Raw genomic sequence first — 25,372 nt, forward strand, 5'->3', positions numbered from 1 at the left:
TCTCTCCCTGAAATCAGGGAGAGAAGTGCTTCGTGACGGTCTGGCGGGAAGCTAAACGCCTTTTAATCCGGCAAATGCCTCCGCTGCACGCGTCACATTCACTTTTGTCACTTCATACTCTGCCACCGCGACAAACGGATCTTCCGCTAAGATCGCATCCAGCTCTTCACGTTCCATCTCCCTGACCAGCAACATGCCGCCCGTGCGCGGATCTTTTCGCCCTGCGGCAATAAAACTGCCCGCCTCAAAATAGCGATCGAGCCAGTCGATATGGCCTGCCAGCAGCGCTTCAACCTCTTCTATCGGACGAACGTAATTCAGAAAGACCACGTACATGTCAGATCCTTATACTTTGGGATTGGTCAGTTCGCTGATCAGCGGCAGCAGCACGCGCACGCTGTCGCGGGTTCGCAGGGCAATCTGGCCCGGCAGCCAGCGGTCGAGATAGCTGAGATTATCCAGGTCAGTCTGATGACGGGTTACGCCATCAGGAAAGTGGTGGCTGCGATGACGCTGCAGTGCGCCATCTTTGTTCCCCAGCATCCAGTTGCTGGCGGTGACATCCAGCAGCGGAAAACCTGCCTTGTCGAAGGCATTCAGACCGTTGAAGTCGTTGCGATTCAGCTGATGACTGGCAGCGGGAATGCCCTGCTGACGTGCCAGTAGCAGAGCGCGATCGCTGGTCTGCTTGCGCACCGCCCGGGGCGTGTTCATGCCGCTGTTGAAATAGAGATGATCGCCGGTGATCAGGCTGTTCAGATCGATGACCAGCAGCGTGTTCTTCTTCTCGCGCGTGCTCATCCGCTCAACATAGTTATCCATGCCATGCAGGTCCGCTTCTCCGGCGCTCAGCGCCACAAAGCGAATGCCATAGTGCAGCGGCTTGCGACTCAGCTGCTGCGCCAGCTCCAGCATCACGCCAAGACCTGACGCATTGTCATCGACGCCCTGCAGGCGTAAGCCGCCCAGATTGTGATGGGCCTGGCTGCTGTTTTGCGGCGTCCAGGTATCCAGATGCGCCACGATCAGAATCTCCTGCGGCACGCTGCCTGCGCGCGCGGCAATGACCGAGGTGGCCGTGAGTTTATGCCAGCGCTGTGTGCCGTCATTTTCCTGCCACTTATAGCCAGTGTTGAACTGGCGGGTATCGGTTTTATAACCCAGCGCGGTAAATTGCTGCTGCAGGTAGTCAGCGGCCATTAGCTCCGCCGGACTGCCGCTCATGCGGCCAGGGAAATAAGTGGCAATGTGCCGGACCTGCTGTTCGGCAAACTGGCCAGTCGGCGTGGCCAGAGCCAGCGGGGAAATGAGTGCGCTAAACAAAACTGTCGCTACCCTCAAGCGGAGGGAACAAAACATAATGCATCCTTTTTTTCATTATCCGGGAGGCGTTCTGCATACCGGCCAGGGCCAGTTATGCCGCGCGTATTATACCCTTTTTGTTCTGCGACCTGGTTAGCGGAATCGGGCGCTGCTTTAACAGAAAGAAGCAACGCGCACTTATCACTGGCACTTATCTGCTTTTACAGGTGCAGGCTCGGGCACGAATCTGTGAACCGGTTCACGAAAAAAACATTAAATTTCATCTGCTAAGACCAAATTGTTCTGTGCTTTGCGGAGTCGTTATTCCATTCGGTAACTACTCATTCCAATTCGTAATTTCATCTGGATAAACCCAGCGACGTATAGTCGCGTTAATACAAAGTTAAAACATCAGGGTTAACGTGGACTATTTGCCTCTTTTTGCCGATCTCTCTGGCCGCCCGGTTCTGGTTGTCGGCGGTGGAGATATTGCGTCGCGAAAAATTGAACTGCTGCGTCGTGCGCGTGCGCGCGTTCTGATCGCCTCTCGTGAACTCTGCCCTGAACTTCAGGAACTGCTGGAAAGCCAGGATCTGGAGTGGCTGGCGACCGAATTTGATCCGTCCCAGCTGGATGGCGTTTTCCTGGTGATTGCCGCCACCGACGATAACCATCTCAACACCCAGGTTTTTGAAGCCGCTAACGCGCGGCATAAGCTGGTTAACGTGGTCGACGACCAGCCAAAGTGCACCTTTATCTTCCCTTCGATTGTTGACCGCTCACCGCTGGTGGTGGCGATCTCCTCCAGCGGCACCGCACCGGTGCTGGCCCGCATGCTGCGCGAAAAAATCGAAACGCTGCTGCCCGCCAGTCTCGGTCAGATGGCGGAAGTGGCTGGACTCTGGCGCGATAAAGTTAAACAGCGCTTCAGCCGCATGTCTGATCGTCGACGCTTCTGGGAGCGGGCTTTTAATGGCCGGTTCGCCAGTGAGATGTCAGCCGGTAACGTTGAAGAGGCGAAACGCACGCTGGACCGTGAACTGCAGGAAGAGCCGACCCGTCAGGGTGAAATCTTCCTGGTGGGCGCCGGGCCGGGCGACAGCGGCCTGCTGACGCTGCGGGGCCTGCAGGTGATGCAGTTAGCCGATGTGGTGCTCTATGATCACCTGGTCAGCGAAGAGGTGCTGGATCTGGTGCGCCGCGATGCCGATCGCATCTGCGTCGGCAAACGGGCCAGCGCGCACACGTTGCCGCAGGAAGAGATCAATCAGTTGCTGGTTTCACTGGCGCTGAAAGGCAAGCGCGTCGTGCGCCTTAAGGGCGGCGATCCCTTTATCTTTGGCCGTGGCGGCGAAGAGCTGCAGGCGGCGCAGCAGGCGGGTATTCCGTTCCAGGTGGTGCCAGGCGTTACCGCAGCTGCCGGTGCGACAGCCTATGCCGGTATTCCGCTGACTCACCGCGACTACGCGCAAAGCGTGATGTTTATTACCGGTCACTGCCGTCCCGATGGGGATGACATTGACTGGCCTTCGCTGGCGCGTGCGCGTCAGACGCTGGCGATCTACATGGGAACGGTTAAAGCGGCGGCTATCAGTGCGGCGCTGATTCAGCACGGTCGCGCACCATCAACGCCGGTGGCGGTGATCAGTCGCGGCACCCGTCAGGATCAGCAGGTGCTGACCGGCACCTTAGAACAACTTGAGGCGCTGGCCGCCTCGGCACCTACCCCGGCGCTGCTGGTGATCGGAGAGGTGGTTAATCTGCACGGGCAACTCGCCTGGTTTAAACATTCAGCACAGCAGGGGGCTCGCGAGTCCGCCGTTGTCAATCTGGCTTGAGGGAAAATCATGGACCAAAAACGACTCACTCATCTGCGTCAGCTGGAGGCAGAGAGTATCCACATCATTCGCGAAGTCGCGGCGGAGTTCAGCAACCCGGTGATGATGTACTCCATCGGTAAAGACTCCTCAGTGATGCTGCATCTGGCGCGTAAAGCCTTTTACCCGGGCACGCTGCCGTTCCCGTTGCTGCATGTGGATACCGGCTGGAAATTCCGTGAAATGTACGAGTTTCGCGACCGCACCGTGAAAGCGATGGGCGCAGAGTTGCTGGTTCACCGCAACCCGGAAGGCGTGGCGATGGGGATTAACCCGTTTGTCCACGGCAGTGCCAAACACACTGACATCATGAAGACCGAAGGGCTGAAGCAGGCGCTGAACAAATATGGTTTTGATGCAGCCTTTGGTGGCGCACGTCGCGATGAAGAGAAGTCACGCGCTAAAGAGCGTATCTACTCCTTCCGTGACCGTTTCCATCGCTGGGACCCGAAAAACCAGCGTCCTGAGCTGTGGCACAACTACAACGGCCAGATCAATAAGGGCGAGAGCATCCGCGTCTTCCCGCTGTCGAACTGGACCGAACTGGATATCTGGCAGTACATCTTCCTGGAAAACATCGAGATCGTGCCGCTCTATCTCGCCGCGCCACGTCCGGTGCTGGAGCGTGATGGCATGCTGATGATGATCGATGACGATCGCATCAACCTGCAGCCGGGTGAAGAGATCACCCAGCGGATGGTCCGTTTCCGTACGCTCGGCTGCTGGCCGCTGACCGGCGCGGTTGAGTCCGAAGCGCAGACGCTGCCGGAGATCATCGAAGAGATGCTGGTTTCCACCACCAGCGAGCGTCAGGGCCGCATGATCGATCGCGATCAGTCCGGTTCGATGGAACTGAAAAAACGTCAGGGTTATTTCTAAGGAGACGCCAGATGAATACCGTAATTGCACAACAGATTGCCGACCAGGGCGGCGTTGAAGCCTGGCTGACCACTCAACAGCATAAGAGCCTGCTGCGTTTTCTGACCTGCGGCAGCGTCGACGATGGAAAAAGTACCCTGATTGGGCGTCTGCTGCACGACACCCGTCAGATCTATGAAGATCAGCTTTCCTCGCTGCACAACGACAGCAAACGTCACGGCACCCAAGGCGAGAAACTCGATCTGGCACTGCTGGTGGATGGCCTGCAGGCTGAACGTGAGCAGGGCATCACCATTGATGTGGCCTACCGCTATTTCTCGACTGAAAAGCGTAAATTTATTATCGCCGACACGCCGGGACATGAGCAGTACACCCGCAACATGGCAACCGGTGCATCAACCTGCGATCTGGCGATCCTGCTGATCGATGCGCGTAAAGGCGTACTGGATCAGACCCGCCGCCACAGCTTTATCTCGACGCTGCTGGGAATCAAACACCTGGTGGTGGCGATCAATAAGATGGATCTGGTGGAGTACGATCAGGCGCGCTACGAGCAGATCAAACAGGATTACCTGGATTTTGCTGCCCAGTTGCCGGACGACCTCGATATTCGCTTTGTGCCGATGTCGGCGCTGGAAGGGGATAACGTGGCTTCCGCCAGTCAGACCATGCCGTGGTACAGCGGCCCGACGCTGCTGGATGTGCTGGAGACCGTGGAGCTGAAGCGCGTCGTCGATCATCAGCCGATGCGTTTCCCGGTGCAGTATGTCAACCGTCCGAACCTGGATTTCCGTGGCTATGCCGGTACTCTGGCGTCAGGCAGCGTGCAGGTCGGTCAGCGCGTTAAAGTGCTGCCGTCTGGCGTCGAGTCGACCATTGCCCGGATTGTGACCTTTGATGGCGATCTGCAGGAAGCGGGTGCAGGCGAAGCGATTACGCTGGTGCTGCAGGATGAGATTGATATCAGCCGTGGCGATCTGCTGGTCGATGCCAGCGAATATCTGGCAGCGGTTCAGTCGGCCAGTGTTGACGTGGTCTGGATGGCAGAACAGCCGCTGCAGGCCGGTCAGAGCTATGACCTGAAAATCGCCGGTAAGAAAACCCGTGGCCGGATAGAGAAGGTGCTGCATCAGGTCGAGATCAACTCGCTGGAGACGCGTCAGGTCGATGCGCTGCCGCTGAACGGTATTGGTCGCATTGAGTTAACCTTTGACGAACCGATGGTGCTCGACAGCTATCAGCAGAATCCGGTGACCGGCGGCATGATCTTTATCGATCGCCTGACCAACGTCACCGTGGGTGCTGGCATGATCCATCAGCCAAACCATGATGCCCCGGTTAATACCGGTGAGTTCAGCGCGTTTGAGCTGGAACTGAATGCGCTGGTGCGTCGTCACTTCCCGCACTGGAACGCGCGCGACCTGCTGGGCGGTCAGTAATGGCTCAGCACGATGATAACGTGGTGTGGCATGACCATTCGGTAACACGCGCCTCACGCGAACAGCAGCACGGCCATCAGGGCGTGGTGCTGTGGTTCACCGGGCTTTCGGGTTCGGGGAAATCGACAGTCGCAGGTGCGCTGGAGCAGGCGCTTCACCGCATCGGCGTCAGCACCTATCTGCTGGATGGTGACAATGTGCGTCACGGTCTCTGTCGCGACCTCGGCTTCAGTGACGATGACCGCAAGGAGAACATCCGTCGGGTCGGCGAAGTGGCGAAACTGATGGTGGATGCCGGACTCGTGGTGCTCACTGCCTTTATTTCGCCGCATCGCGCCGAGCGTCAGATGGTGCGCGACCTGCTGGAGCCCGGGCAGTTTATCGAAGTGTTTGTCGATACGCCGTTAGCGGTGTGTGAAGCGCGCGATCCGAAGGGCTTGTACCGCAAAGCGCGCGCCGGAGAATTGCGTAATTTCACCGGTATCGACAGCGTCTATGAGGCGCCCGAAAGCCCGGAAATCCAGCTGGATGGCGAACAATTGGTTACAAAACTCGCCGCCCAATTGTTAGACGTGCTGCGCGACCGCGATATCATCAGATCCTGAAGAGACAGCGGCAAATCGCTTCGGGTTTGCCGCCCTCGCAACAACAGGATGCCTATGCAGAACATCACCCCCATGCTCGCTCGTAAAGATGACTCCTCCCAGGATGAGCCACGCTCATTGCTGCCGGGCGGCGTTATCGGCTTACTCGCTTACTGGTGTGCACTGGCGCTGCCTTTCCTGCTGTTCGGCTCTAACACGCTGTTCTTCTTTCTCTATACCTGGCCATTCTTTCTGGCGCTGCTGCCGGTTGCCGTGGTCACGGGCATCGCATTGACTACGCTGCTGAGCGGACACTGGATCTGGGCCGCCCTCGCCACGGTCATTATGGTGGTCACTCTCTTCTGGTTAATGTTCTCCTTTCTCTCCGGCTGGTGAGCCTTAACGGCGTCCGCGCTGATGTGCAAACGCATCGGCAGGTTACAAATCTTTTCCCGTCCGAATCGGTACTGATTGTGCAGACGTGCAGCAAAGCGCGCCATTTTCGCCGCTGGTGTGGAGTCCTGCGCAAAGTTATGGGATGATTGGGCCGTTTTTAGGGGGCGGGATGGGAAAACTGACGTTACTGTTATTGGTGCTGCTTGGCTGGCTGCAATATTCGTTGTGGCTGGGGAAAAATGGCATCCATGACTATACGCGCGTCAATGATGATGTCGCGGTGCAACAGGCAAACAATGCCAAACTTAAATCGCGAAACGATCAGCTGTTTGCCGAAATTGACGATCTCAATGGCGGCTCGGAAGCGATCGAGGAGCGCGCACGCAATGAACTGGGCATGATTAAGCCCGGTGAGACTTTCTATCGTCTGGTGCCTGACCAGAACAAACGTAACGCGCAACAATCAGCGCAAAACCTACAACGATAAAACATGAACACTCTGGCCTCCCTTGCGGATGTGATTGCCGTGGTGCCCGCTGCCGGGATCGGCAGTCGCATGCAGGCAACCTGTCCGAAGCAGTATCTGACGATTGGTCAGCACACCCTTCTGGAACACAGCATTGCGCGTCTGTTTTCCCATCCTGCCATCAAACAGGTGATTGTCGCCCTCAGCCCCGATGACCAGCACTTTGCTTCACTGCCGCTGGCACGCGATCCGCGTGTGCTCAGGGTCACAGGCGGAGAGACCCGTGCTGAATCAGTGCTGGCCGGATTACAGGCCGCGCAGGGTTCCGCCTGGGTGCTGGTCCATGACGCTGCGCGTCCCTGTCTTCATCCCGACGATCTCCAGAAACTGCTTAACGTGCGTGGGCAGAGCCACGTAGGTGGGATTCTGGCTGCGCCCGTGCGTGACACCATGAAACGGGGCGAGCCGGGCAAAGCCGCGGTGGCCCATACGGTGGAACGCGACGATCTCTGGCACGCCTTAACGCCGCAATTTTTCCCTCATGCGCTGCTCACTGCCTGCCTGACGCGGGCGCTGACAGAAGGCGCAACCATCACCGATGAAGCATCGGCGCTGGAGTATTGCGGCTACCATCCGCTGCTGGTCAGCGGACGCAGTGATAACATTAAAGTCACCCGGCCAGAAGATCTGGCGCTGGCGGCTTTTTATCTGAGTCAGATTCAATTAAAGGAGAGCGCATGATGCGTATCGGTCACGGTTTTGACGTTCACGCCTTTGGCGGAGAGGGTCCGTTAGTGATTGGCGGTGTGCGGATCCCGTTTGAACACGGTTTTATCGCCCATTCGGATGGCGATGTGGCGCTACATGCGCTGACTGATGCGCTGCTGGGCGCAGTGGCGATGGGCGATATCGGCAAGCTGTTCCCCGACACCGATCCGGCCTTCAAAGGGGCGGACAGCCGCGGCCTGCTGCGTGAGGCCTGGCGTCGTATCGAAGCCAAAGGCTATCGCATCGGTAATGTCGACGTCACGATTATTGCTCAGGCACCGAAAATGCTGCCGCACGTGCCGCAGATGCGCATCAACATCGCAGAAGATCTGGGTTGCCATATGGATGCGGTCAACGTTAAAGCGACCACCACCGAGAAGCTCGGCTTTACCGGGCGCGGTGAAGGCATCGCCTGTGAAGCGGTCGCGTTAGTCCTGAAAGCTGACAGCCAATGATTCTGAATTACCTGCACGGCACACCTGTGGCCTCTGGCGTGATCAAAGCCAATCCGGAAGACTTCGTGGTGGTTGAAGATCTTGGCTATGGCGCGGATGGTGAAGGTGAGCACCTGCTGGTGCGCATCCGTAAAGTCGGGGCTAATACCCGCTTTGTGGCGGAGGCACTGGCGAAGTATCTCGGTATTCATCAGCGCGACATGAGCTATGCCGGGATGAAAGACCGTCATGCGGTGACAGAGCAGACTCTCTGTTTTCGTCTGCCAGGCAATGCGATGCCCGATCTGCGTGGTTTTACGCTGGAAGGGGTCGAGATTCTGCAGGCGGTGCGCCACAAGCGTAAACTGCGCATCGGCGCACTGGCAGGGAATGCGTTCCGGCTGGTCATCCGCCAGATCAGCGATCGTGATGCGGTTGAAACCCGTCTGGCGCAGATTCGCGATGCAGGCGCGCCCAACTATTTTGGTGAACAGCGCTTTGGGCGTGGCGGCAACAACCTGGTGATGGCGGAGAAGTGGGCGCGCAATGAAATTATCATTCGCGACCGCAACAAGCGCAGCATGATGCTTTCTGCCGCGCGCAGTGTGCTGTTTAATCAGGTGACCAGCGGGCGTCTGCAACAGCAGGGCGGCCTGACTCAGGTGCTGAACGGCGATGCTCTGCAGCTGAACGGACGCGGCAGCTGGTTTGTCGTCCAGCCTGATGAGCTGGAAGAATCACAGCGTCGTGTTGATCAGCATGAGCTGCGCATTACCGGACCTCTGCCGGGACGCGGCGAGCCGGGCCCGCAGGCTGACGCGCTGGCTTTTGAACAGCAGGCGCTGGCGGATGACACGCTGCTGCTCGGACTGATTGAACGCGAGAAGGTCGATGCAGCCCGCCGCGCCATGTTAGTGGTGCCGCGCGATATGCAGTGGAGCTGGTGGGATGACGTCACGCTGGAGCTGTCATTCTGGCTGCCCGCAGGCAGCTTTGCCACCAGTGTGGTCCGTGAGTTGCTGACCCCCGCGGACTCGCCTGACCAGATTGATGAGTAATCTTCGCCGCAACCTGACCCGCAGTGTGGGTAATGTTGCGGCAAACCCCCTCCATCGTGTGATTTACGCCTACCACTTCCTTGCGCGCCTCGCTAGAATGCAAAAATCGCTGTCCATTCCCTGCCTGTTGCCATGCCGTTAAAACAGGTTCAGTCACGGCGACCAGTCGAATAAAAAAAGGTCAGAACGAAATGCGGATATTGCTCAGCAACGATGACGGCATTCATGCGCCAGGTATTCAGACTCTGGCGAAAGCCCTGCGGCAGATTGCTGACGTGCAGGTTGTTGCCCCCGATCGTAACCGAAGCGGTGCCTCGAACTCCTTAACGCTTGAAACGCCTCTGCGTACGTTCACCCATGAAAACGGCGATATCGCGGTTCAGATGGGGACGCCGACCGACTGCGTCTATCTGGGGGTGAATGCGCTGATGCAGCCGCGTCCCGACATTGTGGTGTCAGGCATCAATGCCGGTCCCAATCTGGGTGACGATGTGATCTATTCCGGCACGGTGGCGGCGGCGATGGAAGGGCGACATCTGGGCTTACCGGCAATCGCGGTTTCGCTCAATGGCCATCAGCACTACGACACCGCAGCGGCGGTGACCTGCGCTATTCTGCGGGCGCTGACGCATGAACCGTTGCGCACCGGCCGCATTCTCAACATCAACATCCCCGATCTGCCGCTGTCCGAGCTTAAAGGTATTCGCGTGACGCGCTGTGGCAGCCGACATCCTGCAGATCAGGTGATTGCGCAGCAGGATCCGCGCGGCAATACCCTCTACTGGATTGGACCGCCGGGCGAAAAGCTCGATGCGGGCCCGGATACAGATTTTGCTGCCGTGGATCAGGGCTATGTGTCTGTCACCGCGTTGCATGTCGACTTAACGGCGCACGGTGCGCAGGACGTGCTCTGTGACTGGCTGGCAAAAGCTGAGGTGAACCTGGCATGGTGAACCGGCGTATTGAGACACTGCTGTCACAACTGCGTCAGCAGAGCATTGATGATGAAATCCTGCTGAAAGCCATTAGCGAGGTGCCGCGCGAACGTTTTATCGACGAGGCGTTCGAGCATAAAGCCTGGGACAATGTTGCCTTGCCTATCGGCTCCGGCCAGACGATATCCCAGCCTTATATGGTCGCGCGGATGACTGCACTGCTGGAACTTAATCCGCATTCACGCGTACTGGAGATTGGTACGGGTTCCGGTTACCAGACGGCGATCCTTGCCCATCTGGTGGACCATGTCTATTCAGTGGAACGCATCAAAGGGCTGCAGTGGCAGGCTAAGCGCCGCCTGAAACAGCTGGATCTGCATAATGTCTCGACCCGTCATGGCGATGGCTGGCAGGGCTGGCCGTCACGAGGTCCGTTCGATGCCATCATTGTCACCGCCGCACCACCGGAAATTCCGATTGCGCTGATAGCACAACTGGCAGAAGGCGGCATTATGGTGCTGCCGGTCGGCGAAGAGCAGCAGGTACTGAAACGCCTGCGTCGTCAGGGCGAAGAGGTCACGGAAGAGATCATTGAGCCGGTGCGTTTTGTTCCGCTGGTGCAGGGCGATCTCGCCTGACACTCTTCGTATTTCTTCACAAGTGTTTCATGGCACCACGTACCTGATGTTGTTACTATCCGGTTTATTCAACAAAAATGCAGATTTTATCACGCCGCGCAGAGCATTCTGCTGGCAGGTACAGTGAAACAGATAGATCAGAGTTGCCATCACGGGGGATTAATGAGCACGGGAAGCACACTTTTTCAGTTACGCCGTCTGGCGGCGCTTTCACTGGTAGGTTTTTGGCTGGCAGGCTGCAGCTCCAGCGACAATTCACAGGCACCCATCAGTCGCGTTGGCGATGATGGCGGCATGACAAACAGCCAGGCTGGAGCCGACACGGTTTCAGGTGGCGTTCCTGTCGCGCCATCCCAGGGACAAATGTTAAGTAAAAATTCAGCATCTGTTCCCAGCAGCGGTGGAATGATTAGTACCAATAGTAATGTTGAGACGCAGAATGGCCGGATAGTGTACAACCGCAGTTACCAGAATATTCCTAAGGGTAGCTACTCCGGTGAAACCTACACCGTTAAGCGTGGGGACACCTTGTTTTATATTGCCTGGATTACCGGCAATGATTTCCGTGATTTAGCCCAGCGTAATAACGTTCCTGCGCCATACGGCCTGAATGTTGGTCAGACTTTACAGATTGGAAATGGGTCGGGCCAGCCGATTACCGGCGGCAATCCCATTACCGTTGCTGATGCAACGCAGGGAGGGGTTCCGGCGGCGCCGCAAATTAAAGCGCCTCCTGTTGCACAGCAACCTGTTATTACGTATTCTGATGATTCGGGTAATTCGGGTGGCAGCAAATTGTTGCCTTCGAAAGGAGCAAATGTTGCAACGACAACAGCTCCATTAGTTACCGCACCCCCAACGGTTAGCAGTACAACCAACAGTTCAACGCCGGTCGGAAGCTGGCGCTGGCCGACTGACGGGAAGATTATCGATAACTTCTCTGCCGCCGAAGGTGGCAATAAAGGCATCGATATCGCCGGGACGCGCGGACAATCTGTGGTCGCCACTGCTTCAGGACGAGTGGTTTACGCAGGTAACGCACTCCGGGGTTACGGTAATTTAATCATCATTAAACACAATGATGATTACCTGAGCGCCTACGCCCACAACGATACAATGCTGGTTCGGGAACAACAGGAAGTTAAGGCGGGGCAGAAGATCGCTACCATGGGTAGCACCGGAACCAGTTCAGTCAGATTACACTTTGAAATTCGTTACAAGGGGAAATCCGTAAACCCGTTGCGTTATTTACCGCAGCGATAATCCGGCAGAACAAAACTGTTTTATGTTCTGCCCTGGAATCACGGGTAGGAGCCGCTTATGAGCCAGAATACGCTGAAAGTAAACGAGTTACATGAGAACGCGGAATTCGATGAGAACGGAGCTGAAATTTTTGACGAGAAGGCACTCGTTGAAAACGAAGCCAGTGATAGCGACGTAGCGGAAGAAGAGTTGCTATCACAGGGTGCGACGCAGCGTGTATTAGATGCGACGCAGCTCTATCTCGGGGAGATTGGCTATTCTCCGTTGTTAACGGCAGAGGAAGAAGTTTTCTTCGCTCGCCGTGCATTGCGGGGTGATATCCCTTCCCGTCGCCGCATGATCGAAAGTAACTTACGCCTGGTGGTAAAAATCGCCCGTCGTTACAGCAATCGTGGTTTAGCTCTGCTGGACCTGATTGAAGAAGGTAACCTCGGCCTGATTCGCGCCGTAGAGAAATTTGACCCGGAGCGCGGGTTCCGTTTCTCAACGTACGCCACCTGGTGGATTCGTCAGACTATTGAACGGGCGATTATGAATCAAACCCGTACCATTCGTCTGCCGATTCACATTGTGAAAGAACTGAATGTTTATCTGCGTACTGCGCGTGAACTTTCCCACAAGCTCGACCATGAGCCGAGTGCGGAAGAGATCGCCGAACAGCTGGATAAACCGGTTGATGACGTAAGCCGCATGTTACGTCTTAACGAACGCATTACCTCGGTTGATACGCCATTAGGCGGTGATTCTGAAAAAGCGCTGCTGGACATTCTGGCCGATGAGAAAGACAACGGCCCGGAAGACACCACGCAGGACGATGATATGAAACAAAGCATCGTCAAATGGCTGTTCGAACTGAACGCCAAGCAGCGTGAAGTGCTGGCTCGTCGTTTCGGCCTGTTGGGCTATGAAGCGGCAACGCTTGAGGATGTAGGTCGTGAAATCGGCTTAACCCGCGAGCGTGTACGCCAGATTCAGGTTGAAGGTTTGCGCCGTCTGCGCGAAATCCTGCAGGCGCAGGGCCTCAGCATTGAAGCACTGTTTCGTGAATAATCGTTTATAAGACGATCTGAGTACGAATGCGAAAAGCGATGGTGAAAACCATCGCTTTTTTTATGTCTGCAGAAAAGTGATTTGGAGCGAATAGCACCGCACCACGCATTAACGCGATGCGGTGAGCTATCAGACCAGCGATTTAAGACGATAAATCCAGTCGAGCGCCTGACGCGGTGTCAGCGTATCCGGATCCAGTGCCTCAAGTGCCTCCACGGCTGGTGAAGTCTCTTCAACCAGCAGCGGCAGCTGAGAACCATCGACCGTCGATGACGCGGAGTGGTTTGAAACGTTTTCCAGCTCCTTCAGCTTGTTGCGTGCCCGCTTAATCACCTCTTTAGGCACGCCAGCCAGCGCCGCCACCGCCAGACCATAACTCTTACTCGCAGCCCCTTCCTGCACGCTGTGCATAAAGGCGATGGTATCACCGTGCTCGACTGCATCCAGATGGACGTTGACCACGCCTTCCATTTTCTCCGGCAAGGTGGTCAGTTCGAAGTAATGGGTGGCAAACAGCGTCATCGCCTTGATGCGGTTCGCCAGGTTTTCGGCGCAGGCCCAGGCCAGCGACAAACCGTCATAGGTGGAGGTTCCGCGTCCAATCTCATCCATCAGCACCAGGCTGTTTTCGGTGGCGTTGTGCAGGATGTTGGCGGTTTCGGTCATCTCAACCATAAAGGTCGAGCGCCCGGAGGCGAGATCATCCGCGGCACCGACGCGGGTAAAGATGCGATCCAGCGGACCAATCAGCGTCTCATCGGCCGGAACAAAACTGCCAATCCATGCCATCAGCGCAATCAGTGCGGCCTGGCGCATATAGGTACTCTTACCGCCCATGTTGGGGCCGGTAATGATCAGCATTCTGCGCTGGGGTGCCAGTGACAGCGGGTTGGCAATAAACGGCTCTTTCAGGACCTGTTCAACCACCGGATGGCGACCGCCGCTGATTTTAATCCCGGCTTTATCCTGCAATACCGGGCGGCAATAGTTCAGTGACCAGGCGCGTTCCGCCAGGTTGCTCAACACATCCAGCTCGGCCAGCGCGGCAGCACTGAGCTGCAACGCTTCAAGATGCGGCAGCAGCTGATCGAACAGTGCCTCATACAGGCTTTTCTCCAGCGACAGCGCTTTGCCCTTAGAGGTGAGGACTTTGTCTTCGTACTCTTTCAGTTCCGGGATGATGTAGCGCTCAGCATTTTTCAGCGTCTGACGACGGACATAGTGCATCGGAACCTGATGACTCTGTCCGCGGCTGACCTGGATGTAATAGCCATGCACACCGTTAAAGCCGACTTTAAGGGTATCCAGTCCCAGCTTTTCGCGTTCGCGAATCTCCAGCCGGTCAAGATAGTCGGTTGCGCCATCGGCCAGTGCCCGCCATTCATCCAGCTCCGCGTTGTAGCCTGGCGCAATCACTCCGCCGTCACGGATCAGTACAGGTGGTGACTCAATCACCGCCTGCTCCAGCAGCTCACGTAACGCGGTGAACTCGCCCATCTGCGCGCGCAGTTTCTGTAACTGCGGTGCTTCGACATCGGCCAGCAGCTGGTTCAGTTCCGGCAGTTGCTGGAACGCATGACGCATACGGGCCAGATCGCGTGGACGTGCAGTGCGCAACGCCAGGCGGGCCAGGATGCGCTCCAGATCACCGACCTGACGCAGCACCGGCTGCAGCACGTCGCTAAGATTTTGCAGCTCGGCAATCGACTCCTGACGCTGGTTAATGATGCGCACATCGCGCAGCGGCATATGCAGCCAGCGCTTCAGCATCCGGCTACCCATCGGCGTGACGGTTTTATCCAGCACGGCCGCTAAGGTGTTGTCCGTGCCGCCTGCCAGGTTCTGGGTGATCTCCAGATTACGGCGTGTGGCGGCATCCATGATGATGCTGTCCTGCTGCCGCTCCATGCTCAGCGAGCGGATGTGGGGCAGCGTGGTGCGCTGGGTATCTTTGACATATTGCAGCAGGCAGCCCGCCGCACTCAGTCCGAGGTGCGCGTTCTCCACGCCAAAGCCATTGAGGTCGCGGGTGCCAAACTGCAGGTTCAGCTGCTGGCGCGCGGTGTCGATCTCAAACTCCCACAGCGGACGGCGGCGCAGGCCCCGTCGCTGATCGATCAGCGACATCGCCTGAAAATCTTCGGGGTAGAGCAGCTCAGCCGGATTGGTACGCTGCAGCTCTGCCGCCATGGTTTCTGCATCGGCAGGTTCGCTCAGACGAAAACGGCCTGAGCTTATATCCAGCGTGGCGTAACCAAAACCGCGCGGGCTTTGCACGATTGCCGCCAGCAGATTGTCGTGCCGCTCCTGCAATAGCGCCTCATCACTGATAGTGCCTGGCGTGACGATGCGCACCACTTTGCGCTCGACCGGACCTTTACTCAGCGCCGGATCGCCTATCTGCTCGCAGATGGCAACGGACTCGCCCAGTTGCACCAGCTTTGCCAGATAGCCTTCAACCGCATGATAGGGCACCCCGGCCATCGGGATCGGTTCGCCCGCTGACGCACCGCGTTTGGTGAGTGAAATCTCCAGCAGCTGCGAGGCGCGCTTTGCGTCGTCATAAAACAGCTCGTAGAAGTCACCCATCCGGTAAAACAGCAGAATGTCAGGATGCTCTGCCTTGAGGCGCAGGTACTGCTGCATCATGGGTGTGTGAGAAGGAAAGTCCTTTTCGGTTGGCTCTTGCATAAGGTTTTAACTCATCTTCAATGCGGTAAATTTCTGGCGGTCAACGCCCATTCCAGGCGCGCAGGATAGTCAGATGATAACGAATAGGGAAGGGCATATGCCAGCCTGATGCATTGCCCCGATCCTGACCGGGTGTAACCTTACAGGCATCCTGGCAAATGTGGCGGCAGCTGGCGACAGAAAAGTGCCTGTTCTCATGACTCTGACTCCGGGCTGCGAGGCGGCTCGCGATTTCTGCGACAGTTGACGGCAGGCAGGGCGGCAACACGCCGCATCGGGGAGCGGAGTGGATCAGTGCAGCCCGTTCTGCAGTGCCCAGACGGCAGCTTCGAGCCGGGATTTGAGGTTCATCTTCTTCAGCAGATATTTGACGTGGACCTTGACTGTGCTTTCACTGATGTCCAGTTTGCGGGCAATAGCTTTGTTGGTCATCCCGTCGCTGATCAATTGCAGGATGTCGCGTTCACGGCGGGTCAGCTGATTGATATCGCGCGTCTGAGCAGGCTGCGCTTCGCGTAACCGGGCAACCAGAATCGGGGTCAACGCTTCGCTCAGCACGATCTGTCCGGCCGCCGCCTGATGCAGGGCCTTCAACAAGGCTTCCGGTTCCATATCTTTCAGCAGATAACCATCTGCGCCGCGCTTCAGCGCGCTGACCACATCCTCTTCATTATCTGAAACGCTGAACACGACCACCCGACCAGAGAGAGCGATTTCACGCAGCCGGGTCAGGGTATCCAGTCCGTTCAGCCCCGGCATATTGAGATCAAGCAGGATCAGGTCGGGATCGTGCTGCTGTGCCAGCGCCATGCCATCGATGCCATTACCTGCTTCGGCAATCACCTGCAGACGCACATCCAGCGCAATCAGCTGCTTCAGCCCGTTACGCAGCATGGGATGGTCGTCGATCAATAAGAGCGTAAATTTCCCGGCCGTCACAATGGCTCCTGTCTGTCGCGTATGCCAGCCCTGAACGGGCACAGAAGCCTATCTTACCGGTGAAGCGGGGTCGCTATATACCCCCAATGGACTACTCCTTTATTTCCATTCGGGCACCCTTTTGCTGATGGCGTTTTTGGCTGCCATTAAACCGCATGATTTATAAGGATTATCCGCGTTCAGTCAACTACTTAACCGGGATGGTCAGGGAGTGCCGCGCCTTTGTAACCTGCCTTGCCGTTGATTTGTATCAAGCAAGCCGCCAGGCCGGATGCGCAGGATATGCACAATTATTATTCTGCTGATGAGAGATTTATGACCCAATCCGCCCCTTTGCAAACCCCGACGCGCGGCGCGTTAATTCAGGACTGGCAACCGGAAAACGATGCGTTCTGGCAGTCACGCGGTAAACGTATCGCCAGCCGTAACCTGTGGATTTCTGTTTTCTGCCTGCTGCTGGGCTTCTGCGTCTGGATGCTGTTCAGCACCGTCGCGGTTAACCTGAATAAAGTGGGTTTTAACTTCAGCACTGAGCAGCTCTTTTTACTGACCGCGCTGCCATCGGTGTCCGGTGCGCTGCTGCGTGTGCCTTACTCTTTTGTTATTCCGATCTTTGGCGGACGCCGCTGGACCGCCTTCAGCACCGGCATCCTGATCATCCCGTGCCTGTGGCTCGGCTTTGCCGTGCAGGACAGCCAGACGTCATTCGCGACCTTCATGGTGATTTCCCTGTTGTGCGGTTTTGGCGGCGCTAACTTCGCGTCGAGCATGGGCAACATCAGCTTCTTCTTTCCCAAAGCCCGTCAGGGCGGTGCGCTGGGCATCAACGGCGGCCTCGGTAATCTTGGCGTCAGCGTGATGCAGTTCGTCGCCCCGCTGGCAATCTCCTGCGCCATCTTTGGTTTTGCCGATGTGGGTCATACCACCGTCACCGGCGACAGCCTCTGGCTGGAGAATGCTTCCTGGATCTGGGTGCCGTTCCTGGCGATCGGCACGCTGGCAGCCTGGTTCGGCATGAACGACCTGGCCGCGGCGAAATCCTCGTTGCGTGAGCAGTTGCCGGTGCTGAAACGTCCCCACCTGTGGGTCATGGCGCTGCTCTATCTGGCGACCTTTGGTTCCTTTATCGGCTTCTCTGCCGGTTTCGCCATGCTGACGAAGACGCAATTTCCTGATGTCGTGATCATGCATTACGCCTTTTTCGGTCCGTTGATTGGCGCGCTGGCCCGTTCCGCAGGCGGCATTATTTCTGACCGTCTCGGCGGAACCCGCGTCACGCTGGTCAACTACATCCTGATGGCGCTGTTTGCTGCGCTGCTGTTCCTCACCCTGCCGGGTGACGGACATGACGGCTCGTTCGTCGCCTTCTTCGCCGTGTTTATGGGCCTGTTCCTGACCTCCGGTCTGGGTAGCGGCTCCACCTATCAGATGATTGCGGTGCTCTTCCGCAAGCTGACGCTGGAACGTATCAAAGCCGAAGGCGGCGACGATGCGCATGCGCAGCGTGAAGCGGGAACGGAAACCTCGGCTGCGCTCGGCTTTATCTCCGCGATTGGCGCGCTGGGCGGCTTCTTCATTCCCCAGACCTTTGGTCTGTCGCTCGCCATGACCGGTTCACCCGCTGGCGCAATGAAAATCTTCCTGGTCTTTTACCTCTGCTGTATCGCGGTGACCTGGGTGGTTTACGGACGAAAAGCACGCGCCTGATAACAACAAAGCCGGTGTGGCGCACCGGCAAAATTTTCCTTTCTGTGTCGCGACAGATGCAGAGTCAGCAATGTCATACAAAGCCTTCAGGAGTATTCCGGATGAGCAAGTTTCTTGATCGATTTCGTTATTTTAAGCAGATGGCCGAGCCGTTTTCCGGCCAGCACGGCCAGACCTTAAACAGCAACCGCGACTGGGAAGATGGCTATCGCAGCCGCTGGCAGCACGATAAAATCGTGCGCTCCACCCACGGTGTTAACTGTACCGGCTCATGCAGCTGGAAAATCTATGTGAAAAACGGTCTGGTCACCTGGGAAACCCAGCAAACCGACTATCCGCGTACCCGTCCCGATCTGCCCAACCATGAGCCGCGCGGTTGTCCACGCGGTGCCAGCTACTCCTGGTATCTCTACAGTGCTAACCGCCTGAAATATCCGCTGATGCGCAAGAAGCTGATTCAGCTGTGGCGCGACGCGAAAGCGCAGCACAGCGATCCGGTGGATGCCTGGGCATCCATCATCAGCAATCCTGAAAAGGCCAAAAGCTACAAGCAGGCGCGGGGACGCGGTGGCTTCGTGCGTTCAAGCTGGCAGGAAGTGAATGAGATGATCGCGGCCGCGAACATCTGCACCGCGAAGACCTACGGCCCTGACCGCATTATGGGATTCTCGCCGATTCCGGCGATGTCGATGGTCTCTTACGCTGCGGGCGCACGTTACCTGTCACTGATTGGCGGCACCTGCCTGAGCTTTTACGACTGGTATTGCGATCTGCCGCCAGCGTCACCGATGACGTGGGGCGAGCAGACCGACGTACCGGAATCGGCTGACTGGTATAACTCCTCTTATATCATTGCCTGGGGCTCGAACGTGCCGCAGACCCGTACCCCGGATGCGCACTTCTTCACGGAAGTCCGCTATAAAGGGACGAAAACCGTGGCGATCACCCCGGACTATGCCGAAGTTGCCAAGCTGTGCGACCAGTGGCTGAGTCCGAAGCAGGGCACCGACAGCGCGATGGCGCTGGCGATGGGCCATGTGATGCTGAAAGAGTTTCACCTTGATCGCGAAGTCGGCTATTTCCGCGACTACGTGCGCCGTTACACCGATATGCCGATGCTGGTCATGCTGGAACCGCGTGAGGGCGGTTACTACGCGGCGGGCCGCCAGCTGCGTGCCAGCGATCTGGTGGATGGCCTGGGTCAGGAAAATAACCCGGAATGGAAAACCGTAGCGCTGGATCAGGCGACCGGTGAACTGGTTGCGCCGCAGGGCTCTATCGGCTTCCGCTGGGGCGAAAAAGGCAAATGGAACCTGGAGCAGCGCGACGGCCTGTCACAAAAAGAAGTGGAGCTGCAGCTCAGCCTGCTTGGCAGTCACGATGAGGTAGTTGAGGTCGGTTTCCCTTACTTTGGTGGCATCACCAGCGAGCATTTCAACAGCGTCGCGCTGGATGAGATCCTGCTGCACAAGCTGCCGGTGAAACGCCTGCAACTGGCGGATGGCAGTGAAGTACTTGTCACCAGCGTCTACGATCTGACCCTGGCGAACTACGGTCTGGATCGCGGTCTGGATGATGCCAACTGCGCGCAAAACTACGACGAGATCAAAGCCTACAGCCCGGCCTGGGCAGAGCAGATTACGGGTGTTTCCCGTCAGAACATCATCCGCATTGCCCGCGAGTTTGCCGAAAACGCTGAGAAAACCCGTGGCCGTTCAATGATCATCGTCGGTGCCGGTATGAACCACTGGTATCACATGGATATGAACTACCGTGGCCTGATGAACATGCTGATTTTCTGCGGCTGTGTGGGTCAGAGCGGCGGTGGCTGGGCGCACTATGTCGGTCAGGAGAAACTCCGTCCGCAGACCGGCTGGGCTCCGCTGGCCTTTGGCCTCGACTGGCAGCGTCCGCCACGTCAGATGAACAGCACCTCCTTCTTCTACAACCACTCCAGTCAGTGGCGCTATGAAACCCTGGCCACCAGCGAACTGTTGTCACCGCTGGCGGACAAAAGCCGCTACAGCGGCAGCCTGATCGACCTTAACGTCCGTTCCGAACGCATGGGCTGGCTGCCTTCCGCACCTCAGCTTAACGTCAACCCGCTGCACATCGCGGCGCAGGCGAAAGCCGCCGGTCAGTCACCGCTGGACTACACCGTGGAGAGCCTGAAACAGGGCACTATGCGGTTTGCCGCTGAACAGCCGGATGACCCGCAGAACTTCCCACGCAACCTGTTTGTCTGGCGTTCCAACCTGCTCGGTTCCTCAGGCAAAGGGCATGAGTACATGCTGAAGTACCTGCTGGGCACCGAAAACGGCATTCAGGGTAAAGATTTAGGTCAGCAGGGTCGCGTAAAACCCGAAGAAGTGGAATGGCTGGATCAGGGCGCCGAAGGCAAGCTGGATCTGGTGGTGACACTCGACTTCCGTATGTCGAGCACCTGTCTCTACTCCGACGTCGTGCTACCAACCGCCACCTGGTATGAAAAAGATGATATGAATACCTCGGATATGCATCCGTTTATTCATCCGCTCTCGGCAGCTGTTGATCCGGCCTGGGATTCAAAAAGCGACTGGGAGATCTACAAAGGCATAGCCAAAGCCTTCTCCGATCTCTGCCCTGGTCATTTAGGCGTTGAAACGGATGTGGTTACGCTGCCGGTGCTGCATGACTCACCAGCCGAACTGGCGCAGCCGTTTGAGGCGAAAGACTGGAAAAAAGGCGAGTGCGACCTGATTCCTGGCAAAACCGCGCCACACATTATGGTGGTGGAACGCGACTATCCGGCGACCTGGGAACGCTTTACCTCGCTGGGACCGTTGCTGGAGACCCAGGGTAACGGCGGCAAAGGCATCAGCTGGAACACCAGCAAAGAGGTCGATTTCCTCAAACAGCTGAACTACGTCAAAGCCGATGGCCCGGCAGCGGGACGGCCAAATATCGACACGGCGATCGATGCAGCAGAAGTGATCCTGGCGCTGGCACCGGAAACTAATGGTCAGGTAGCGGTGAAAGCCTGGCAGGCGCTGGGCGCGATTACCGGTCGTGACCACACGCATCTGGCGCTGAATAAAGAAGACGAGAAGATCCGCTTCCGCGATATTCAGGCGCAGCCGCGCAAAATTATCTCCAGCCCGACCTGGTCAGGTCTGGAAGATGAGCATGTCTCTTACAACGCCTGTTACACCAACGTTCATGAGCTGATCCCGTGGCGTACCCTGAGCGGCCGTCAGCAGCTCTATCAGGATCATGAGTGGATGCGCGCCTTCGGCGAGAGCCTGATGGTCTATCGTCCGCCAATCGATACCCGCGCGGCGAAGCCGTTGCTGAACAGCAAGCCCAACGGTAACCCGGAGAAGGCGCTGAACTTCCTGACGCCACATCAGAAGTGGGGCATTCACTCTACCTACAGCGACAACCTGCTGATGCTGACGCTGTCACGCGGCGGACCGATTGTCTGGATGAGTGAAGATGACGCCCGCGAGCTAGGCATTGTGGATAACGACTGGATCGAGGCGTTTAACGCCAACGGTGCGCTGACTGCGCGCGCGGTCGTGAGCCAGCGCATCCCGGCCGGTATGACCATGATGTACCACGCGCAGGAACGCATCGTGAATATTCCCGGCTCGGAGATCACCAGCCAGCGTGGCGGCATCCATAACTCCGTGACGCGAACCTGCCCGAAACCGACCCATATGATCGGCGGTTATGCCCAGCTCTCCTGGGGCTTTAACTACTACGGTACCGTCGGCTCTAACCGCGATGAGTTCGTGGTGGTGAGAAAAATGAACAACGTTAACTGGTTAGACGGGGAAGGCAACGATGCCTGCCAGGGCAGCCAGCAGGAGGTAAAACCATGAAAATTCGTTCACAGGTCGGCATGGTGCTGAACCTCGACAAATGTATCGGCTGCCACACCTGCTCGGTAACCTGTAAAAACGTCTGGACCAGCCGCGAGGGCATGGAATACGCCTGGTTTAATAACGTCGAAAGCAAACCTGGCGTCGGTTATCCGCACGCCTGGGAAGATCAGCAGAAGTGGAAGGGCGGCTGGATCCGCAAGATCAACGGCAAGCTGGAGCCACGCATGGGCAGTCGCGTCGGCCTGCTGTCGAAGATCTTCGCTAACCCGGATGTGCCTGCGCTGGATGATTATTATGAGCCGTTCGATTTTGATTATCAGCATCTGCACAATGCGCCAGCCGGTAAACATCAGCCGATCGCACGTCCGCGTTCGCTGATCACCGGTCAGCGGATGAAAAAGATCGAAAACGGCCCGAACTGGGAAGAGATCCTCGGCGGCGAATTTGCCAAACGCTCACAGGATAAGAACTTCGATAACATCCAGAAGGAAATTTACGGCCAGTTTGAGCACACCTTCATGATGTACCTGCCGCGCCTGTGTGAGCATTGCCTCAACCCGGCATGTGTGGCGACCTGTCCAAGCGGTGCAATCTATAAGCGCGGCGAAGATGGCATTGTGCTGATCGACCAGGATAAATGTCGCGGCTGGCGGATGTGCCTCACCGGCTGCCCGTACAAGAAGATCTACTTCAACTGGAAAAGCGGCAAGTCAGAAAAATGTATTTTCTGTTATCCACGTATCGAAGCGGGCCAGCCAACCGTCTGCTCAGAAACCTGTGTCGGCCGTATCCGCTATCTCGGCGTGCTGCTCTATGACGCTGACCGCATTGAACAGGCGGCCGCAGCGGAAAACGAGAAAGATCTCTATCAGAGCCAGCTGGATATCTTCCTTGATCCCAACGATCCGGCGGTGATCGCCCAGGCACTGAAAGATGGCGTCGCACAGAGCGTGATCGACGCGGCGCAACGCTCTCCGGTCTACAAAATGGCGATGGAGTGGAAGCTGGCGCTGCCGCTTCACCCTGAATACCGCACGCTGCCGATGGTCTGGTATGTGCCGCCGTTGTCACCGATTCAGTCGGCGGTGGATGGCGGAGCACTGGCGCACACCGGCGTACTGCCGGATGTGGAAAGTCTGCGTATTCCGGTTGAGTATCTGGCGAACCTGCTGACCGCAGGCGATACCGCGCCGGTGCTGCTGGCACTGAAACGTATGCTGGCGATGCGCCATTACAAACGCGCAGAAAGTGTGGACGGTGAGCACGATATCCGAGCGCTGGAGCAGGTCGGTCTGACCGAAGCCCAGGCGAAAGAGATGTACCGCTATCTGGCGATCGCGAACTATGAGGATCGCTTTGTGGTGCCTTCCAGTCATCGCGAACTGGCGCGTGAAGCCTTCCCGGAAAGCAAAGGCTGCGGCTTCAGCTTTGGCGATGGCTGCCACGGCAGTGACAGCAAATTCAACCTGTTCAACAGTCGTCGCATTGATGCCATCGACGTCAGTAAGAAAACTACGCGTCCGGAGGATGCCTCATGATGACGCTGCGTGTGCTGTCGCGCCTGCTGGACTACCCGGACGAGGCGCTGTTTACCCACTATCCCGACCTGATCGCGGCGCTGGATGATGCCAGCGAACTCAAGCTGCAGCAGAGCGCACGGCTGGTGGGCTTTATCAATCAGCTTTGCACTCGGCCAATGCTGGATGTGCAGGCTGACTACTGCGAACTGTTTGATCGCGGCCGCGCCACCTCGCTGCTGCTGTTTGAACATGTGCACGGTGAATCCCGCGATCGCGGTCAGGCGATGGTCGATCTGCTCGAACAGTACCGGGCCGACGGTCTGGAGCTGGACAGCAAAGAGTTGCCCGATTATCTGCCGCTCTACCTGGAATATCTCGCCTGTAAAAGCGATGAGGCGGCGCGTCAGGGGCTGGACGACATCGTGCCGATCCTGGCGTTGCTGGCCGCGCGACTGGAAGAGCGTCAGAGTCCTTATGCTGACCTGTTCACGGTGTTACTGACGCTGTCCGGCAGCGCGGTCGATCCTGCGGCCCTCAAGCCCCAGGTGGCGCAGGAAGCGCGCGATGATACCCCGGCAGCACTCGATGCGGTCTGGGAAGAGGAGCAGATTAAATTTCTCGGCGAACAGGGCTGCGCCTCGGCGCAGCAGGCGATGCATCAGCGTCGCTTCGCCGATGCGGTGGCGCCGCAGTATCTGGATATCGCCGCGGCGACGGCGCGCACCACAGGAGAATCAGCATGAATTTTATTAACATTTTCTTCTTCGATATTTACCCTTACCTGGCCGGAACGGTTTTTCTGGTCGGGAGCTGGCTGCGCTATGACTACGGGCAGTACAGCTGGCGAGCTGGTTCCAGCCAGATGCTGGACAAAAAAGGAATGCGGCTTGCCTCTAACCTGTTCCACATCGGCATCATCGGTATCTTCTTCGGCCATATCGTCGGGATGCTGACGCCGCACTGGATGTATGAATCGTTCCTGCCAATCGACGTGAAGCAGAAGCTGGCGATGATTGCCGGTGGCCTGTTCGGTGCATTGACGCTGGCGGGCGGTGCGCTGCTGCTGAAGCGCCGTCTGACCAATCCACGGGTGCGGGCGACGAGTAGCGTCGGCGACATTTTGATCCTGACGCTGCTGGTGGCTCAGGCCACGCTGGGCCTGCTGACCATTCCTTTCTCCGCCCAGCATATGGACGGTAGTGAGATGATGAAGTTGGTGGGCTGGGCACAGGCGGTGGTGACCTTCCACGGTGGCGCGTCGCAGCATCTCGAAGGCGTCGCATTTATCTACCGCGTGCACATGGTGCTGGGCATGACGCTGTTCCTGCTGTTCCCGTTCTGCCGACTGGTGCATATCTGGAGCGCGCCGGTTGAGTATCTGACCCGTCGTTATCAGCTGGTGAGAAACCGCCGCTAAACGCAGGAGGGTTGCGGGGGAGAGACCGCCCCGCAGCCCTTTTTAACCCACCGCTGCGTTGACGTTTTTTTAAGATTATGGACTGTATGTCACCGCGCTGAACGACTACTATTACCGCATCTGAATTTACCCCTCGTTTATGG

General features: G+C 57.3%; 22 protein-coding genes. 18 read left to right on the forward strand and 4 right to left on the reverse strand.

Annotated elements, in window-relative coordinates:
- Window positions 1–51: 51 nt before the first annotated feature.
- Window positions 52–336: a YciI family protein gene (locus ACN1CO_RS18820; RefSeq protein ID WP_419140254.1), complete on the reverse strand. Its 285-nt coding sequence runs from the start codon at window positions 334–336 to the stop codon at window positions 52–54.
- Window positions 337–345: 9 nt separating this feature from the next.
- A complete protein-coding gene (locus ACN1CO_RS18825) occupies window positions 346–1,359 on the reverse strand; it encodes an aminopeptidase (protein WP_419140255.1) in 1,014 nt (337 codons plus the stop codon).
- A 365-nt stretch (window positions 1,360–1,724) separates the two neighbouring features.
- On the opposite strand from ACN1CO_RS18825, the gene cysG reads away from it, so the two are divergent.
- From cysG to rpoS, 13 genes are all read left to right on the forward strand, one after another.
- Window positions 1,725–3,140, forward strand: coding sequence for a siroheme synthase CysG (cysG, locus tag ACN1CO_RS18830; protein WP_419140256.1), 1,416 nt, complete (start codon window positions 1,725–1,727; stop codon window positions 3,138–3,140).
- Between the two features lie 9 nt (window positions 3,141–3,149).
- Window positions 3,150–4,058: a sulfate adenylyltransferase subunit CysD gene (gene cysD, locus ACN1CO_RS18835; RefSeq protein ID WP_033733611.1), complete on the forward strand. Its 909-nt coding sequence runs from the start codon at window positions 3,150–3,152 to the stop codon at window positions 4,056–4,058.
- Between the two features lie 11 nt (window positions 4,059–4,069).
- Window positions 4,070–5,497 carry a sulfate adenylyltransferase subunit CysN gene (gene cysN / locus ACN1CO_RS18840; RefSeq protein ID WP_419140257.1) on the forward strand — a complete coding sequence of 476 codons (1,428 nt, stop codon included), beginning with the start codon at window positions 4,070–4,072 and terminating at the stop codon, window positions 5,495–5,497.
- Window positions 5,497–6,102 (forward strand): adenylyl-sulfate kinase, encoded by a 606-nt coding sequence (gene cysC / locus ACN1CO_RS18845; RefSeq protein ID WP_419140258.1) that lies wholly within the window; start codon window positions 5,497–5,499, stop codon window positions 6,100–6,102. Before cysN ends, cysC begins: the two co-directional genes overlap by 1 nt.
- A gap of 54 nt (window positions 6,103–6,156) precedes the next feature.
- A complete protein-coding gene (locus ACN1CO_RS18850) occupies window positions 6,157–6,477 on the forward strand; it encodes a DUF3561 family protein (protein WP_419140259.1) in 321 nt (106 codons plus the stop codon).
- 169 nt (window positions 6,478–6,646) lie between these two features.
- Complete coding sequence (gene ftsB / locus ACN1CO_RS18855; RefSeq protein WP_003849108.1) at window positions 6,647–6,964, forward strand: cell division protein FtsB; 318 nt, start codon at window positions 6,647–6,649, stop codon at window positions 6,962–6,964.
- A gap of 3 nt (window positions 6,965–6,967) precedes the next feature.
- Window positions 6,968–7,684, forward strand: a complete 717-nt coding sequence (gene ispD, locus ACN1CO_RS18860; protein ID WP_419140260.1) for a 2-C-methyl-D-erythritol 4-phosphate cytidylyltransferase — start codon at window positions 6,968–6,970, stop codon at window positions 7,682–7,684.
- Window positions 7,684–8,166, forward strand: a complete 483-nt coding sequence (gene ispF / locus ACN1CO_RS18865; RefSeq protein WP_008927107.1) for a 2-C-methyl-D-erythritol 2,4-cyclodiphosphate synthase — start codon at window positions 7,684–7,686, stop codon at window positions 8,164–8,166. Before ispD ends, ispF begins: the two co-directional genes overlap by 1 nt.
- Complete coding sequence (gene truD / locus ACN1CO_RS18870; RefSeq protein ID WP_419140261.1) at window positions 8,163–9,203, forward strand: tRNA pseudouridine(13) synthase TruD; 1,041 nt, start codon at window positions 8,163–8,165, stop codon at window positions 9,201–9,203. The genes ispF and truD overlap by 4 nt, the downstream gene beginning before the upstream one ends.
- 191 nt (window positions 9,204–9,394) lie before the next feature.
- On the forward strand, window positions 9,395–10,156 hold the full coding sequence (gene surE, locus ACN1CO_RS18875) for a 5'/3'-nucleotidase SurE (protein ID WP_419140262.1): 762 nt from the start codon (window positions 9,395–9,397) through the stop codon (window positions 10,154–10,156).
- Window positions 10,150–10,776, forward strand: a complete 627-nt coding sequence (locus ACN1CO_RS18880; RefSeq protein WP_419140263.1) for a protein-L-isoaspartate(D-aspartate) O-methyltransferase — start codon at window positions 10,150–10,152, stop codon at window positions 10,774–10,776. Before surE ends, ACN1CO_RS18880 begins: the two co-directional genes overlap by 7 nt.
- A gap of 162 nt (window positions 10,777–10,938) precedes the next feature.
- Window positions 10,939–12,039: a murein hydrolase activator NlpD gene (nlpD, locus tag ACN1CO_RS18885; RefSeq protein ID WP_419140264.1), complete on the forward strand. Its 1,101-nt coding sequence runs from the start codon at window positions 10,939–10,941 to the stop codon at window positions 12,037–12,039.
- Window positions 12,040–12,096: 57 nt separating this feature from the next.
- Window positions 12,097–13,089 carry an RNA polymerase sigma factor RpoS gene (gene rpoS / locus ACN1CO_RS18890; RefSeq protein ID WP_003849090.1) on the forward strand — a complete coding sequence of 331 codons (993 nt, stop codon included), beginning with the start codon at window positions 12,097–12,099 and terminating at the stop codon, window positions 13,087–13,089.
- Window positions 13,090–13,218: 129 nt separating this feature from the next.
- Here the strand turns inward: rpoS and mutS are convergent, their stop codons facing one another.
- Entirely contained in the window at window positions 13,219–15,780 is a 2,562-nt protein-coding gene (gene mutS, locus ACN1CO_RS18895) for a DNA mismatch repair protein MutS (protein ID WP_419140265.1), read from the reverse strand.
- A gap of 291 nt (window positions 15,781–16,071) precedes the next feature.
- Window positions 16,072–16,719, reverse strand: coding sequence for a two-component system response regulator NarL (gene narL / locus ACN1CO_RS18900; RefSeq protein ID WP_419140266.1), 648 nt, complete (start codon window positions 16,717–16,719; stop codon window positions 16,072–16,074).
- Window positions 16,720–17,034: 315 nt separating this feature from the next.
- Between narL and ACN1CO_RS18905 the strand changes: the two genes are divergently transcribed.
- The 5 genes from ACN1CO_RS18905 (at window position 17,035) to narI (ending at window position 25,229) form a co-directional block, all read left to right on the forward strand.
- Window positions 17,035–18,426 (forward strand): NarK family nitrate/nitrite MFS transporter, encoded by a 1,392-nt coding sequence (locus ACN1CO_RS18905; protein WP_419140267.1) that lies wholly within the window; start codon window positions 17,035–17,037, stop codon window positions 18,424–18,426.
- 101 nt (window positions 18,427–18,527) lie between these two features.
- Window positions 18,528–22,289 (forward strand): nitrate reductase subunit alpha, encoded by a 3,762-nt coding sequence (locus tag ACN1CO_RS18910; protein WP_419140268.1) that lies wholly within the window; start codon window positions 18,528–18,530, stop codon window positions 22,287–22,289.
- Window positions 22,286–23,830 carry a nitrate reductase subunit beta gene (gene narH / locus ACN1CO_RS18915; protein WP_419140269.1) on the forward strand — a complete coding sequence of 515 codons (1,545 nt, stop codon included), beginning with the start codon at window positions 22,286–22,288 and terminating at the stop codon, window positions 23,828–23,830. Before ACN1CO_RS18910 ends, narH begins: the two co-directional genes overlap by 4 nt.
- The gene (narJ, locus tag ACN1CO_RS18920) at window positions 23,827–24,555 is read left to right on the forward strand and encodes a nitrate reductase molybdenum cofactor assembly chaperone (protein WP_419140270.1); all 729 of its coding nucleotides are present in this window, start codon (window positions 23,827–23,829) and stop codon (window positions 24,553–24,555) included. Before narH ends, narJ begins: the two co-directional genes overlap by 4 nt.
- Entirely contained in the window at window positions 24,552–25,229 is a 678-nt protein-coding gene (gene narI / locus ACN1CO_RS18925; RefSeq protein ID WP_419140271.1) for a respiratory nitrate reductase subunit gamma, read from the forward strand. The genes narJ and narI overlap by 4 nt, the downstream gene beginning before the upstream one ends.
- The last annotated feature ends 143 nt before the right edge of the window (window positions 25,230–25,372 follow it).

It is taken from the genome of Pantoea sp. R13S299, assembly GCF_048515925.1.
Lineage (GTDB): Bacteria > Pseudomonadota > Gammaproteobacteria > Enterobacterales > Enterobacteriaceae > Pantoea.

Bases quoted from the DNA above. Each gene is read 5' to 3' on its own strand.
- cysC (WP_419140258.1), top strand. From the start codon at position 5,497: ATGGCTCAGCACGATGATAACGTGGTGTGGCATGACCATTCGGTAACA.
- ftsB (WP_003849108.1), top strand. From the start codon at position 6,647: ATGGGAAAACTGACGTTACTGTTATTGGTGCTGCTTGGCTGGCTGCAA.
- ACN1CO_RS18850 (WP_419140259.1), top strand. From the start codon at position 6,157: ATGCAGAACATCACCCCCATGCTCGCTCGTAAAGATGACTCCTCCCAG.
- ACN1CO_RS18880 (WP_419140263.1), top strand. From the start codon at position 10,150: ATGGTGAACCGGCGTATTGAGACACTGCTGTCACAACTGCGTCAGCAG.
- mutS (WP_419140265.1), bottom strand. From the start codon at position 15,780: ATGCAAGAGCCAACCGAAAAGGACTTTCCTTCTCACACACCCATGATG.
- narI (WP_419140271.1), top strand. From the start codon at position 24,552: ATGAATTTTATTAACATTTTCTTCTTCGATATTTACCCTTACCTGGCC.
- narJ (WP_419140270.1), top strand. From the start codon at position 23,827: ATGATGACGCTGCGTGTGCTGTCGCGCCTGCTGGACTACCCGGACGAG.
- nlpD (WP_419140264.1), top strand. From the start codon at position 10,939: ATGAGCACGGGAAGCACACTTTTTCAGTTACGCCGTCTGGCGGCGCTT.
- narH (WP_419140269.1), top strand. From the start codon at position 22,286: ATGAAAATTCGTTCACAGGTCGGCATGGTGCTGAACCTCGACAAATGT.
- truD (WP_419140261.1), top strand. From the start codon at position 8,163: ATGATTCTGAATTACCTGCACGGCACACCTGTGGCCTCTGGCGTGATC.
- ACN1CO_RS18905 (WP_419140267.1), top strand. From the start codon at position 17,035: ATGACCCAATCCGCCCCTTTGCAAACCCCGACGCGCGGCGCGTTAATT.
- ACN1CO_RS18820 (WP_419140254.1), bottom strand. From the start codon at position 336: ATGTACGTGGTCTTTCTGAATTACGTTCGTCCGATAGAAGAGGTTGAA.
- surE (WP_419140262.1), top strand. From the start codon at position 9,395: ATGCGGATATTGCTCAGCAACGATGACGGCATTCATGCGCCAGGTATT.
- ispD (WP_419140260.1), top strand. From the start codon at position 6,968: ATGAACACTCTGGCCTCCCTTGCGGATGTGATTGCCGTGGTGCCCGCT.
- cysD (WP_033733611.1), top strand. From the start codon at position 3,150: ATGGACCAAAAACGACTCACTCATCTGCGTCAGCTGGAGGCAGAGAGT.
- ACN1CO_RS18910 (WP_419140268.1), top strand. From the start codon at position 18,528: ATGAGCAAGTTTCTTGATCGATTTCGTTATTTTAAGCAGATGGCCGAG.
- rpoS (WP_003849090.1), top strand. From the start codon at position 12,097: ATGAGCCAGAATACGCTGAAAGTAAACGAGTTACATGAGAACGCGGAA.
- ispF (WP_008927107.1), top strand. From the start codon at position 7,684: ATGCGTATCGGTCACGGTTTTGACGTTCACGCCTTTGGCGGAGAGGGT.
- cysN (WP_419140257.1), top strand. From the start codon at position 4,070: ATGAATACCGTAATTGCACAACAGATTGCCGACCAGGGCGGCGTTGAA.
- ACN1CO_RS18825 (WP_419140255.1), bottom strand. From the start codon at position 1,359: ATGTTTTGTTCCCTCCGCTTGAGGGTAGCGACAGTTTTGTTTAGCGCA.